Source organism: Streptomyces aculeolatus (assembly GCF_020400605.1).
In the GTDB taxonomy this organism is placed as follows: domain Bacteria; phylum Actinomycetota; class Actinomycetes; order Streptomycetales; family Streptomycetaceae; genus Streptomyces; species Streptomyces aculeolatus.
On sequence record NZ_JAINRD010000001.1, the window covers coordinates 1 to 13490 of the forward strand.

Annotated in this window: 9 protein-coding genes and 1 pseudogene; 3 read left to right on the forward strand and 7 right to left on the reverse strand. The window is 72.8% G+C overall.

Annotated features, from left to right (window positions below; all coding sequences use genetic code 11):
* A pseudogene (pstB, locus tag LG396_RS00005) lies at window positions 1–208 on the forward strand (phosphate ABC transporter ATP-binding protein); the annotation flags it as partial.
* A gap of 134 nt (window positions 209–342) precedes the next feature.
* On the opposite strand, the gene LG396_RS00010 reads toward pstB, so the two are convergent.
* Window positions 343–2856, reverse strand: coding sequence for an FtsX-like permease family protein (locus LG396_RS00010; protein WP_225793079.1), 2514 nt, complete (start codon window positions 2854–2856; stop codon window positions 343–345).
* Between the two features lie 170 nt (window positions 2857–3026).
* Complete coding sequence (gene aspS, locus LG396_RS00015; RefSeq protein WP_225793080.1) at window positions 3027–4790, reverse strand: aspartate--tRNA ligase; 1764 nt, start codon at window positions 4788–4790, stop codon at window positions 3027–3029.
* A gap of 157 nt (window positions 4791–4947) precedes the next feature.
* Between aspS and LG396_RS00020 the strand changes: the two genes are divergently transcribed.
* The gene (locus tag LG396_RS00020; protein WP_225793081.1) at window positions 4948–7212 is read left to right on the forward strand and encodes an ATP-binding SpoIIE family protein phosphatase; all 2265 of its coding nucleotides are present in this window, start codon (window positions 4948–4950) and stop codon (window positions 7210–7212) included.
* A gap of 110 nt (window positions 7213–7322) precedes the next feature.
* Here LG396_RS00020 and LG396_RS00025 read toward each other — a convergent pair whose 3' ends face one another.
* From LG396_RS00025 to LG396_RS00040, 4 genes are all read right to left on the reverse strand, one after another.
* Complete coding sequence (locus LG396_RS00025) at window positions 7323–8117, reverse strand: alpha/beta fold hydrolase (RefSeq protein WP_225793082.1); 795 nt, start codon at window positions 8115–8117, stop codon at window positions 7323–7325.
* 15 nt (window positions 8118–8132) lie between these two features.
* Complete coding sequence (locus tag LG396_RS00030; protein WP_225793083.1) at window positions 8133–8702, reverse strand: GNAT family N-acetyltransferase; 570 nt, start codon at window positions 8700–8702, stop codon at window positions 8133–8135.
* Between the two features lie 138 nt (window positions 8703–8840).
* Window positions 8841–9794: a pirin family protein gene (locus LG396_RS00035; protein ID WP_027745070.1), complete on the reverse strand. Its 954-nt coding sequence runs from the start codon at window positions 9792–9794 to the stop codon at window positions 8841–8843.
* A 74-nt stretch (window positions 9795–9868) separates the two neighbouring features.
* Window positions 9869–10402 carry an SseB family protein gene (locus tag LG396_RS00040; protein WP_225793084.1) on the reverse strand — a complete coding sequence of 178 codons (534 nt, stop codon included), beginning with the start codon at window positions 10400–10402 and terminating at the stop codon, window positions 9869–9871.
* Between the two features lie 145 nt (window positions 10403–10547).
* Here LG396_RS00040 and LG396_RS00045 point away from each other — a divergent pair, with 145 nt between their 5' ends.
* Entirely contained in the window at window positions 10548–12386 is a 1839-nt protein-coding gene (locus tag LG396_RS00045; RefSeq protein ID WP_225793085.1) for an acyl-CoA dehydrogenase, read from the forward strand.
* 108 nt (window positions 12387–12494) lie between these two features.
* Here LG396_RS00045 and LG396_RS00050 read toward each other — a convergent pair whose 3' ends face one another.
* Window positions 12495–13442: a sulfotransferase family protein gene (locus LG396_RS00050; RefSeq protein WP_225793086.1), complete on the reverse strand. Its 948-nt coding sequence runs from the start codon at window positions 13440–13442 to the stop codon at window positions 12495–12497.
* Window positions 13443–13490 lie beyond the last annotated feature (48 nt).

Sequence of the window (13490 nt, forward strand, 5' to 3'; positions counted from 1 at the left end):
CATCGGGGACCTGAAGACGCGGTTCACGATCGTCATCGTGACGCACAACATGCAGCAGGCGGCCCGGGTCTCGGACCGTACCGCGTTCTTCAACCTGGCCGCCGTCGGCGAGCCGGGCCGGCTCATCGAGCTGGACGACACCGACAAGATCTTCTCCAACCCCTCGGTGCAGGCGACCGAGGACTACGTCTCGGGCCGCTTCGGCTGAGCCGACGACTCCGGCCGGTGCCCCGGGGGACACCGGCCGGCCGAGCCGTCTTGCGGTGCTGCCTGGCGGTGCCGCCGCAAGACACGGGCCCGCCCCGCACCCGGGGCGGGCCCGCCCTGCTCATCCCTTTCTGCTCACTCCTCCGCCAGCGCCGCCTCCGCGGGGCGCTTGCGCAGGGCCGCCCAGCCCGGCACGAGGGTGGCGGTGAGGGCGAGGGCCACGGCACCGGCGACCACGGCCGCGTAGACGGACAGCGGGCCGGAGGGGAGCATGCTGTCCGCCGCCGCGTGGCTGAACGGCACCAGCGCGGTGGCCGCGGCCGCCGTGCCGAGGCCCACGCCGATCCCGGCGACGATCAGCGCCTCGATCGTCAGCATCCGCAGCACCTGCCGGCGGGTGGCACCGGCGAGCCGCTGGAGCCCGAACTCGCGGCGGCGGCCGGAGACGGAGAGCACCAGGTTGTTGACCACGGAGATCGCGGTGTACGCGACGATCATGCCGACCATCAGGTAGTTGACCCACGCCTGGGTCTCGGTGTCCTTGATGTTGGCCTCGATCAGCTCGTCGCGGTCGGCGACGGCGGTGCCGGGGTGGTCCGCAAGGGTCTTCTCCAGGCTCGCCGTCAGCGCCGCCGCGCTCGTGCCGTCCTCGGCGCGTACGAGGATCTGCTGCGGCAGCGCCCCGTCGGTGTGCCCGGCGAGGAGGCCGGCGGGCACGAACGCGGTGTCGTATCCGGCGCGGCCCTCGAAGAGCACGGCGATCCGCAGGTCCGCGGCGGCGCCGTCGCCGAAGCGCACCTCGACGGTGTCGCCGACGCTGCGCCCGTCCGCCGCGCCGGCGGGCAGGGCGACCGTGGCGCCGGTGAGGTCGGCGACCTCGCCCTCGACCGGGTCCAGGGCGGTGGTGCGGGCGGCGCCGCGGGCGTCGATGCCCTGGAGCGGTACGCCGTCCTCGTCGCCGATGCCGTCGATCCAGCCGGTGCTGGTGACGTACGCGCCGGCCGCGGCGACGCCGTCGGTGGCGCGGACGTCGGCGGTGAGCGCCGGGTCGAGGGTGCCGGAGGCGGAGTCGACGACGGCGTCGGCGCGCAGGTTCTGCGCGTACGCCTCGCGGGAGGCGTCGGTCTGCGTGGTCTGGAGGTACAGGTTCGCGGTGGCCATCGCGACGGCCAGCATCACGGGCGTGACGACGCCCGCCATCCGCACGGCGCGGGCCCGGGCGGTGAGGACGGCGAGTTCGCCGCCGGCGCCGGTGACGGCCCGGACCGGGCCGGAGATCAGCACGGTGCACAGCTTCGTCAGGCCCGGGCCGAGGAGCGCGAGGCCGATGGCCGTGCACAGCACGGTGGGCCCGGCGGTGCTGGCGGCGATCGGGCCGTCGAAGAGCACCCAGGTGAGGATGGCCAGCGCGGTCGCGCCGGCGAGGAAGAGCAGGGCCGCCACGATCCGTACCGGGGACGCCCAGCGGGTCCGTACCGCGGACTCCGCCATCGCCTCGACGGCCGTGACCCGCACCCCGCGCCGGCCGCCGATGAAGCCGCCGAGCAGCGAGGTCAGCAGCAGCGCGCCGCCCGCGGCGACCGCGGGGATCCAGCCCTGCTCGTACGCGACGGCCTCCGACACCATGCCGCTGCCGGTGAACTCCTCGAACAGCCGCTCCCCCGCGGGCGGTCCGGCGAACCAGCCCGCCGCGCCCGCGACCAGCGCGACCATCAGCGTCTCGGCGAGCAGCAGCCGGCGCAGCTGGCGCGGGGTGCCGCCGATGGTGCGCAGCAGGGCGAACTCGCGGCGGCGGCGCTCGACGGACAGCGCGACCGTGCCGGAGACGACGAAGACCGCGACGAGGGCGGCCATGCCGCCGAAGGCGCCGGCCAGCGCGATGAGGTCCTCCTTGCGGGTCAGCACCTCCGGGTACTCGACGGCGCCGCGGTCGTCGCCGGTGACGACCTTCGCGGGGGCCTGCGCCTGCGCGGTGCGGTCCGCGACGACCCCGCCGAGGCGGTCCTTCAGCTCGCCGTGGTCGGTGCCGGGCGCGGCGGTGACGGCGATGTCGGCGACGGCGGGGGAGAGTTCGCGGGCGCGCTCGTCGGTGAAGAACACGGCGCCGCGGTCGACGGCGTGCCCGCTGCGGACCACGCCGGTCAGGCGGTACGCCTCGGCGCCGCCCTGCGCGGCGACGCGCACCTCGTCGCCGGGGCGCACGCCGTACGCCCCGGCGGTCGCCTCGTCCAGCACCACGTCGCGGGGGCCCTCCGGCGCCCGGCCGGCGGCCAGTTCGTACGGGGTGACGGCGGCGGAGGACCAGCCGTGGGCCTGCGCGTCGGGGGCGTCGCCGTCCCCGAGTACGGCGGCCTCGAAGACCCGCTCGGGGACGGCGCGTTCGACGCCGGGGACGTCCCGTACGGCCGCGGTCAGGGCGTCGTCCAGCGCGGGGCGTTCGGGCAGGACGGCGGTCTCGTCGCCGCGGGGCAGGTCGCGGTCGCCGGTGACGACGAGGTCGGCGCCCGCGAGGCGCTGGGCGGGCGCGTTGTTGCGTATGCCGGTCTCCAGCAGGCCGCCGCACGTCATCACGATGACGGCGCCCAGGAAGAGCGCCAGGAAGGTCGCCGACAGCGAGGCGGCCCGGTGGCGGAGCGTACGGATGGCCATGGCCCACATGGGACGGTTCCCCTCTGCGACGTCGGATGACATCAACCTAGGAACTCGCGCCCGCGCGTCCCATGGGATGCCCACCCGACTCGGGGGTGTACCTGGCACCACCACGGGCCGGGGGCCCCGCGGGGCGCCCCGGCCCGTACGCCGGTGTGGAAGCCCGCCCGCTACTTGGGCTGGGGCTTGCGCAGCTCGATGTGCAGCTCGCGCAGGCGGGCCTCGTCGACCTCGCTGGGCGCGCCCATCAGCAGGTCCTGCGCGTTGCCGTTGAGGGGGAAGGCGATCGTCTCGCGGATGTTCGGCTCGTCGGCCAGCAGCATCACGATGCGGTCGATGCCGGGCGCGATCCCGCCGTGCGGCGGGGCGCCGAAGCGGAACGCGCGCAGCATGCCGCCGAACTCGCGCTCCACGTCGTCCTTGCTGTAGCCCGCGATGCCGAAGGCCTTGAACATGACCTCGGGCTCGTGGTTCCGGATCGCGCCGGAGGACAGCTCGACGCCGTTGCAGACGATGTCGTACTGGTACGCGAGGACGTCCAGCGGGTCCTTGTTCTCCAGCGCCTCGATGCCGCCCTGCGGCATCGAGAACGGGTTGTGCGAGAACTCGATCGCGCCCGTCTCCTCGTCCTTCTCGAACATCGGGAAGTCGACGATCCAGCAGAACCGGTAGACGTCCTCGGCGAACCGCCCGGCGCGCTTCGCGGCCTCCACGCGCACCGCGCCCATGATCTTGGAGACCTCGTCGGTGTCGCCGGCGCCGAAGAACACCGCGTGCCCGGCGGCCAGGCCCAGGCGCTCGGTGAGCACCCCCACGTTCTCCTCGGTGAGGAACTTCGCGATCGGGCCCGTCAGCGCGCCACCCTCGCCGACCCGCACCCACGCCAGGCCCTTCGCGCCCTGCTCGACGGCGAAGTCGCCGAGGGCGTCGAAGAACTTGCGCGGCTGGTCCTGCACGGCCGGCACCGGCAGCGCCCGCACGTGCTTGCCCGCGAACGCCTTGAACTCGCTGCCCGCGAAGACGTCCGTGACGTCCGACAGCTCCAGCTCCGCCCGCAGGTCCGGCTTGTCCGAGCCGTACTTGACCATCGCCTCGCGGTACGGGACCCGCGGGAACGGCGACGTGACGTGCCGGCCGTTGCCGAACTCCTCGAACAGCTCCGTCATCACCTTCTCGATGACGGCGAAGACGTCCTCCTGCTCGACGAAGCTCATCTCCATGTCGAGCTGGTAGAACTCGCCGGGCGAGCGGTCGGCGCGGGCGTCCTCGTCGCGGAAGCAGGGCGCGATCTGGAAGTACCGGTCGAACCCGGCCATCATCAGCAGCTGCTTGAACTGCTGCGGGGCCTGCGGCAGCGCGTAGAACGTGCCGGGGTGCAGCCGGGAGGGCACCAGGAAGTCGCGGGCGCCCTCGGGGGAGGTGGCCGAGAGGATCGGGGTGGTCAGCTCGTTGAACCCGAGGGCCGTCATCTTCTGCCGGATGGCCGTGACGACCGCGGTACGCAGCATGATGTTGCGGTGCATGCGCTCGCGGCGCAGGTCGAGGAAGCGGTACTCGAGCCGGCGCTCCTCGCCGACGCCGTCCTCGGCGTTGATCGTGAACGGGATCTGCTCGGCGGCGCCCAGGACCTCGACGTCGGCGACCTCGATCTCGATCTCGCCGGTGGGCAGCTCGGGGTTGACGTTGTCGGCGCCGCGGGAGACGACCTTGCCGTCCACCCGTACGACGGTCTCCTTGGTGAGGTGCGCCAGCGCCTCGTTCGCGGCGGTGCCGGGGCGGGCGACGAGCTGGACGACGCCGTAGTGGTCGCGCAGATCGATGAAGAGGATGCCGCCCAGGTCGCGCCTATTGTGCAGCCAGCCGGACAGGCGGACGTCGCCGCCGACGTCGCTCGCGCGCAGCTCGCCACAGGTGTGGGACCGGTACCGGTGCATCATTCATCCAGTTCGTCGGGCTCGTCGTGTTCGGCTCGCCGTCTCCGGCCGTCGTCCTCGGCTCGCCGCCGATTCGGCCAGGAGAGTGCTCAGCCCGCCAAGACTACCGTCCCCGCCTTCCCCGGCCGCACGGGGGCAATCACCTTAAAATAGGGCAATGCGCACCGAGGAGGTCCTGGCTGCCGTCGGCACCGGGGTGTGGAGCTGGGATGCCGCCTCCGGCACCGTGACCATGGACGCCGAGGCCGCCCGGCTCGTCGGCCTGCCCGCTCGGCAGACGGAGACGACGGCCGCGGTCGTACGGGGCCACTGCCACGGCGTGGACTACGTCGAGCTGGCCGGGGCGATGGACCTGGCCCGCACGGAGGGCACCGTCGCGGAGGCGGCACTGCGGATCGTGGACGAGCGGGGGACGGTGCTGCGGGTCGTACGGACCAGGATGCGGCCGTTCCGCGGCGGCCGGCCGGCGCCCGGGGAGCACGGCGGTCCGGGCCGGGCGGGCCGGGAGGAGACCGGGCGGGCGAAGCCGGAGGACGCCGGGCGGGCGGGCCGGGAGGGCGAGGGGCAGGCGGGCCGCGGACAAGGCGACGTGCCCGCGGGCGACGCGCTCATGTCCGGCACGGTGCAGGAGGTCGTCGAGCCCCTCCCCGGCGCCAGCGCCGGCACCTCCCCGCCCTCGCCGCTGACCAGCGACTGGCGGCTGTCCCGCGAGGCCTTCCTGCTCGACGCCGGCCGCGCGCTCGCCGAGTCCCGCGGCACCGACCAGGTGCTGCGCGTCGCCGCGTCCCTGTCGATGCCCGGCTTCTCGCCCGACGGCATGGCCGTCTTCGGCGTCGAGGGCGACCACCTCACCGTCATCGGGCAGCACGGCTACCGCCCCGAGGACGAGGAGCCCTTCAGCGACATCCCCCTCGAATCCGACTACCCCGGCTCCGTCGCGGTCCGCACCGGCCGCGCCATCTACATCGCGGGCCGCGAGGAGTACCGCCGCCGCTTCCCCGAGGCGTGGCGGCTCGCCGGCCGGCTGGGCCGGCGCTCATGGGCGTACGTGCCGCTGATCGTGGCCGGCCGGGTCATCGGCGTGTGGCTGGCGGCCTTCTCCCACCCCGCGCCCTTCACGCCCGACGAGCGCTCCGTGCTCACCACCGTGGCGCGCATGCTGGCGCAGGCGCTGTCCCGCGCGCACGTGCACGAGTCCGAGCGCGAGCTGTCCGCCGGGCTGCAGCGCAGCCTGATGCCGGAGGAGGTGCCGCCGACACCGGGCATGACGGTGGCCGCCCGCTACGTGCCGACCGGCGGCGGGCTGGAGATCGGCGGCGACTGGTACGACGTGATCACGCTGCCGTCCGGCAAGACGGCCGTGGTCATCGGCGACGTCCAGGGCCACGACGTGCGCGCCGCCGGACTGATGAGCCAGCTGCGGATCGCCATCCGCGCGTACGCCTCCGAAGGGCACCACCCCGATGCCGTACTCACCCGGGCCTCCCACTTCCTCACCCAGCTGAACCAGCGCGAGGGCCTGGACACCGACTCCCTGCCCGAGGACGCCGACCCCCGCTTCGCCACCTGCCTCTACATGAAGGCCGACCCGGCCGCCGGCACCCTCCACATCGCCCGCGCCGGCCACCTCGACCCGGCGATGGGCATCGGCGACGGCACCCTCCTCGTCCGCCCCACCGAGGGCGGCCTGCCCCTCGGCGTCGTCGAGGACCCCGACTACCCCGTCACCCGACTGGTCATGGAGCCGGGCGAGCTGATGCTGCTGTGCAGCGACGGGCTCATCGAGACCGGCGGCCACGACCTGGAGACCGGCCGCGACCGGCTGCGCCGGGTCTACTCCGGGCACGTGGGCGACGACCTGGAGACGCTGGCGGACGCGCTCATCGACGCCGTCAGCGGCCCCCACTCCCACGCCACCCCCGGGCCGCACGCGGAGCGCCGCGAGGACGACATCGCGCTCGTCCTCCTCCGCCGCGACCAGCCCCCGCGGGAGGGCGAACCGGGCGCCGCCCCCGCCACCGGCCGCCACATGCACCTCACCGTCCCCCAGGCGGAGCAGCAGCGCACCGCGGACGCCCGCCACGAACTCCGCGCCATGCTCTTCGACTGGTCCACCCCCGCGCAGGTCGACTCCGCCGAGCTGGTCCTCTCCGAACTCGTCGCCAACGTGCTCCTGCACACCGACAGCGACGCCGACATCAGCGCCGACGTCACCGGCCCCCGCGGCAACCGCACCCTGCGCGTCAGCGTCGGCGACGCCGACACGGGCCTCCCCCATCTGCGCCATCCGGGGGAGCTGTCCTCCTCGGGCCGCGGGCTGTTCCTGCTCCAGGAGCTGTCGGGCGAGTGGGGCACGGAGCCGAAGGGGGACGGCAAGGAGATCTGGTGCGAGTTCCACGAGGAGGAGCGGCCGACGCCGTAGCGGGGTCGTTATGGCTGGGGTCGTTGTGGCTGGGGTCGTTGTGGCTGGGGTCGTTGTGGCTGGGGTCGTTGTGGCTGGGGTCGTTGTGGCTGGGGTCGCCGCGGCGGGGGTCAGCCGCCGGGGTTCGCGGGCGCCCGCCGTACGGGCAGCATCGTCTCGACCTCGTCGAGCGCGAGGTGCTCCAGGACGAGCCGGTTGACCAGCCCCGCCTGCTCCAGCGGCACCACGTGGGACGCCCCGGGCACGACCGCCAGCCGGCTGCGCGGGACGGCGCGGTAGAGGGCGATGGTGTGCTCCAGCGTCATCAGGTCGTCGTCGCCGACGAGCACGAGCGTGGGGGCGGAGATCCGGCCCAGGTCGTCCTCGGTGAGCGTCGGCTCCGTACGCCACATCTCGATGACCTTGTCGACCACCGTGGGCCAGTGGTCCGGCCCGTCGGGGCTGACAGCCTCGTACAGCCCGCGGAAGAACGCGAGGTCGTCCCCTTCGGCCGTCATCGAGTCGAGCATGGCGGGCTCGACGAAGCACTCGCCGGCGGGCCGGAAGCCGGCCCCCATCAGCACGACCTTGCGCACGAGGTCGGGGCGCGCGAGGGCGACGAGCATCGCGACGATACCGCCGTCGCTCCACCCGACCAGGTGCGCGGGCCCGCCGACGACGGTCTCCAGGAAGGCGACGGTGTCGTCGGCCATGTCGGCGTACGTCAGCGGCCCCGGCACATCGGGGGTGTGCCCGTGCGCGCGCCGCTCGGGCAGGTACACCCGGTACGCACCGGCCAGCTCCCCCCGCTGCGCGCCCCAGGTCTCGGCGGTGCAGAACCCGCCGTGCAACAGCACGAGCGGCTCCCCGTCACCCTCGACCTCGAACCAACTCCGCACCCCGCGCAGCTCGGCATACTCGCCCACGACACCCTCCACCCCTCAACCCTCCGCCACTCCCACCCCCTCCGCAACACACGGCCCCGCACGCACGATCCGGAACACCACGTTCGAACGCAACGGCCCTGCGGGCACGGCGGGGTCGTCGAAGTCGCCGGCCGGGTCCCGGACCATGCCGATCCTGCGCATCACGGCCTGGGAGCGAAGGTTGGCGGACGTCGTCACGGCGAGGATCTCGGCAAGCCCGAGCGTGTCGAACCCGTAGGCCAGGACGGCCCGCGCGGCCTCGGTGGCGTAGCCCCGGCCCCAGGCCCGGCGTGCGAGTCGCCAGCCGATCTCCACTCCGGTGAACGGCATGCCGTCGTCGACCGGATCCAGGCCCGCGAAGCCGACGAACTCACCGGTGGCCCGCACCTCGACCGCCCACCAGCCGAAGCCGCGGCGGTCGAGGTCGGCCTGGAACCGCGCCACGGAGGCGTCGCTCTCCGCACGGGTGAGGAGGTCGCCCAGGTGCTCCCGGACATCGGGATCGGCGTTCAACGCGGCCCACGGTTCCAGGTCGGAGTCCCGCCATCGGCGCAGCACAAGGCGATCGGTACGCAGTTCCGTCATGCCACCCACCCAACGTGAGCACTCCCCCGGGGGCAATCTCTTTCCTCAGAGGGCACGGGTCCAGAGCGCGGCGGGGGTCACGGGTCGTCCTTTCGGCGTCCGGAGTGCTTCGGGGCGGGCCGGCCGGGGAGGTGGGCGTTACGCGTCCGCGGGGATCGTGCCGAGGCGGCCGGACTTGAAGTCCTCGAAGGCCTGGGCCAGTTCCACGTGGGTGTTCATCACGAACGGGCCGTACTGCATCATCGGCTCCCTGATCGGCAGGCCGCCCAGCAGGACCACCTCGAAGTTCTCGCTGCGCGAGTCCTGCGCGGCGTCCGCCCGGACCGTCAGCGACTCGCCGTGGCCGAAGACCACCGCCTGGCCGGTGCCGAAGGGGCGGGCCTCGGCGCCCGCCGTGCCGCTGCCGGCGAGGGCGTAGGCGAGGGCGTTGAAGTCCGCGCGCCAGGGGAGGGTCACCTCGGCGCCGGGGGTGACGGAGGCGTGGATCATGGTGATGGGGGTGTGCGTCGCGCCGGGGCCCGCGTGGCCCTCCAGGTCGCCGGCGATCAGGCGCAGGAGGGCGCCGCCGTCGGGGGAGGTGAGGAGCTTCACGTTCCGGCCGCGGAGGTCCTGGTACTTCGGCGCGATCATCTTGTTCTCGCGCGGCAGGTTCACCCAGAGCTGCAGGCCGTGGAAGAGGCCGCCGCTGAGGACCAGCTCCTCCGGCGGGGTCTCGATGTGCAGCAGTCCGCTGCCGGCGGTCATCCACTGGGTGTCGCCGTCCGTGATGACCCCGCCGCCGCCGTGCGAGTCCCGGTGCACGAACGTGCCGTCGATGATGTACGTCACGGTCTCGAAGCCGCGGTGCGGGTGCCAGGCCGTGCCCTTCGGCTCCCCGGCCTCGTAATCGACCTCCCCCATCTGGTCCATCATGATGAACGGGTCGAGGTGGGCGTAGTCGATGCCCGCGAACGCGCGGCGGACCGGGAAGCCCTCGCCCTCGTAGCCCTGCGGCGCGGTGCTGACCGTGCGCACCGAGCGGGCCTCGGCGGTGGGCGGGGGCGGGGAGACGCGGGGGAGGAGCAGCGGGTTGTCGGTGGTGACTGCAGGCATGGGGTCTCCTCGGTTGGTCCGCCCTCAGGTGGTTGAGGGTTAAACGACCTCCGAGGGCCGTCTCATTCCCGCGCTCAGCCGTACATCCGGCGCATCGCGAAGTCGACCATCTCCTCGACCGCCTTCGCGTCCACGACCATCCGGTGGTCGCCCTCGATGTCCAGCACGAAGCCGTACCCCGTGGGCAGCAGGTCGATGACCTCCGCGCCGGTGACCGTGAAGTACTTCGACTCCCGGCCCGCGTAGCGGCGCAGCTCCTTCAGCGAGCTGAAGAGCGGGATCACCGGCTGCTGGGTGTTGTGCAGGGCGAGGAAGCCGGGGTTGTCGCCGCGGGGGCAGTAGATCTTGGAGGTGGCGAAGATCTGCTGGAAGTCCTCGGAGCCGATGGCGCCGCCCGCGAAGGCCTTGACCGCGTCCGCGAGGGACGGCGGGGCGGGCTGGGACGGCTCGGGGTAGAGGGGCTGCTGCTCGGCGTAGCCGGGGGCGGGCTGGTCGTACGGCCCGGGGGGCGGCGCGGCGTACTGGTGCCCCTGGGGGTGCCCCGGCGGGGGCGCCTGGGGGTGGCCCTGGGGGGCGCCGTAACCGGCGGACTGGTCGTAGCCGTACATGTTTTCAAGCCTAGCCGCGTCGCGGGCGTGCAGGTGGTGACTCCGCCAGTCGGACGGATGTGACAAGAGGAGGGTTGCGTTTTATTACTGACGGGTAGCATCATGGATGGTCGCTGATCCCTTTTGCCTGATACGGAGCCTGCGCATGGGCCACTACAAGTCGAACCTCCGGGACATCGAGTTCAACCTCTTCGAGGTGCTGGGCCGCGGCGACGTCTACGGCACGGGCCCCTTCGAGGACATGGACACCGAGACCGCGCGGAGCGTGCTCACGGAGATCGCCCGGCTGGCCGAGAACGACCTGGCCGAGTCCTTCACCGACGGCGACCGCAATCCCCCGGTCTTCGACCCGGAGACCGGCACCGCCCCCGTTCCCGCGGCCTTCAAGAAGTCGTACGAGACCTACATGGACGCCGAGTGGTGGCGCCTGGGCCTGCCCGAGGAGATCGGCGGCACGGCGACGCCGTCGTCGCTGATCTGGGCGTACGCCGAGATGGTGCTGGGCGCGAACCCGGCCGTGTGGATGTACGCCTCCGGGCCGGCCTTCGCGGGCGTGCTGTACGACGAGGGCACCGAGGAGCAGCGCAAGGCCGCCCGGCTGATGGTCGAGCGGCGCTGGGGCTCGACGATGGTGCTCACCGAGCCGGACGCCGGCTCCGACGTGGGCGCCGGCCGGGCGAAGGCGCTGGAGCAGCCGGACGGCACGTGGCACATCGAGGGCGTGAAGCGCTTCATCACCTCCGGCGAGCACGACCTGTCGGAGAACATCGTGCACTTCGTGCTGGCCCGCCCGGAGGGCGCCGGGCCCGGCACGAAGGGGCTGAGCCTGTTCGTCGTGCCGAAGTACGACTTCGACTGGGAGACCGGCGAGCTGGGCGACCGCAACGGCGTTTACGCCACCAACGTCGAGCACAAAATGGGCCTGAAGGTCTCCAACACCTGCGAGCTGACCTTCGGCACTGCATCTCCCGGGGGGCACCCCGCGAAGGGCTGGCTGCTCGGCGGGAAGCACGACGGCATCCGCCAGATGTTCAAGATCATCGAGTTTGCGCGGATGATGGTCGGCACGAAGGCCATCGCCACCCTCTCGACCGGCTACCTCAACGCGCTGGAGTACGCCAAGGAGCGCGTCCAGGGCCCGGACCTGGCGCAGTTCACCGACAAGACCGCGCCGCGCGTGACCATCACGCACCACCCGGACGTGCGCCGCTCGCTGATGACGCAGAAGGCGTACGCCGAGGGCATGCGCGCCCTCGTCCTCTACACCGCCTCCGTGCAGGACACCATCCAGGTCCGCGAGGCCGCGGGCGAGGACACCTCCGCGCAGCACGCGCTGAACGACCTGCTGCTGCCCATCGTCAAGGGGTACGGGTCGGAGAAGTCGTACGAGCAGCTCGCCCAGTCCCTGCAGACCTTCGGCGGCTCCGGCTATCTGCAGGAGTACCCGATCGAGCAGTACATCCGCGACGCGAAGATCGACACGCTCTACGAGGGCACCACCGCCATCCAGGGGCAGGACTACTTCTTCCGGAAGATCGTCCGCAACCAGGGGCAGGCGCTCACCTCGCTGGCCGAGGAGATCAAGAAGTTCCTGGCCGAGGCGGTCGGCGGGGAGCAGCTGGCCGCGGCGCGCGACACGCTGGCCGGGGCGGCGGTGGACCTGGAGGCCATCGTCGGCGTGATGCTGACCGACCTGGCCGCCACCGAGAAGGACGTGAAGTCCATCTACAAGGTGGGGCTCAACACCACCGGCCTGCTGCTCGCCTCCGGCGACGTCGTGATCGCGTACCTGCTGCTGAAGGGCGCCGCGGTGGCCGCGGAGAAGCTGCCGACGGCCGCGGCGAAGGACGTCGCGTTCTACCAGGGGAAGATCGCGGCGGCGACCTTCTTCGCCCGGAACGTGCTGCCGCGGGTCGCGATGCAGCGGTCGCTGGCGGAGAGCACGGACCAGTCGCTGATGGAACTGGACGAAGCCGCGTTCTGAGACGTGGCCCCCGGGGCCCGGACACGGCGCCGTTCGACGACGAGGGCGGCGCCGGATCCGGACCCCGGTGGGCTCCCGGAGCGTCGCTCCCGGAGCCGGGGGGCCGGGTCAGCCCGCGTACCCCCAGGCGGCGGCGTACTCCGCCATCTCCGGCGACAGCTCGGCGGCCCCCTCCTCGAAGGTGCGGGCCGCCTGGATCCGGCCGGACTTGATGTTGTCGCTGCGGTCGCCGAGGTTGGGCCGGAGCCGGCCGTGGTCCTGCTCGCCGTACTCCAGCATCGACGCCTCGAACTCCACCTCCAGGTACGCGCACACCTCCCGCATGACCCGCTCCGGGTCGGAGGTCAGGTCCTCGTACGTGAGGGTGTGGCCGTCGAGCGCGGTGCGGGCCCGCTCCAGCGGCTCGAAGTACTTCAGCGCGTTCGCCTCGTTCTGCGCGCGGGTGGAGGTGTTGGACTTGCGGTTGTCCAACGAGCTGACGACGCCCTCGGGATGGCGCAGCAGGAACAGGAACTTCGCCTTCGGCCAGGCGTGCGCCAGCCGCTCCCAGGCCCACACGTTGCCCGGGGTCTTGTCGACGACGACGTCCTTGCCGCTGCGCTCCAGCTCCAGGTGCAGCACCCGGTCCCACAGCACGTGCTCCAGCTCCACCTTGTCCAGGCCCAGTTCGAGCATGGACTGGTCGGAGAAGCCGGGGGTCAGCTCCACGCCGAGGGTGCGCAGGTGCAGCTCGTGCGGGGCGCGTATCCGGGAATGGCTGTTGAGCAGCATGCGCAGCAGGGTCGAGCCGGAGCGCACCGGCGCGAGCACGAAGACCGGCGCCTCGACCTGCCGGGGCATGGCGTCCACCCCGTAGTCCAGGGCGACCGTCTTCTTCGGCGGGCGCGGGCCCTTCGGCTTCGCCTGCTCCGGAGTCGTCTGCGGCGTCGCGGCCTCGGGCGCCACCTGGGCCGCGGAGTTCGCCTCCGCGCCCGGGCCCGTCAACTGCCGCGGCGGCCGGAGCGCCTCGCCCAGCAGCCGAGCTCTGCGCTTGATGCCCGTGTTCACGACTCCCATGGGGCCTCTGCCACCTTCCGTCATACCGTGCCTGCCCGTCACTCCCCC

Excerpts from the sequence above, each read along its gene's own strand:
- LG396_RS00045 (WP_225793085.1), top strand. The coding sequence starts at position 10,548 with ATGGGCCACTACAAGTCGAACCTCCGGGACATCGAGTTCAACCTCTTC.
- LG396_RS00050 (WP_225793086.1), bottom strand. The coding sequence starts at position 13,442 with ATGGGAGTCGTGAACACGGGCATCAAGCGCAGAGCTCGGCTGCTGGGC.
- LG396_RS00010 (WP_225793079.1), bottom strand. The coding sequence starts at position 2,856 with ATGGCCATCCGTACGCTCCGCCACCGGGCCGCCTCGCTGTCGGCGACC.
- LG396_RS00040 (WP_225793084.1), bottom strand. The coding sequence starts at position 10,402 with ATGTACGGCTACGACCAGTCCGCCGGTTACGGCGCCCCCCAGGGCCAC.
- LG396_RS00030 (WP_225793083.1), bottom strand. The coding sequence starts at position 8,702 with ATGACGGAACTGCGTACCGATCGCCTTGTGCTGCGCCGATGGCGGGAC.
- aspS (WP_225793080.1), bottom strand. The coding sequence starts at position 4,790 with ATGCACCGGTACCGGTCCCACACCTGTGGCGAGCTGCGCGCGAGCGAC.
- LG396_RS00020 (WP_225793081.1), top strand. The coding sequence starts at position 4,948 with ATGCGCACCGAGGAGGTCCTGGCTGCCGTCGGCACCGGGGTGTGGAGC.
- LG396_RS00035 (WP_027745070.1), bottom strand. The coding sequence starts at position 9,794 with ATGCCTGCAGTCACCACCGACAACCCGCTGCTCCTCCCCCGCGTCTCC.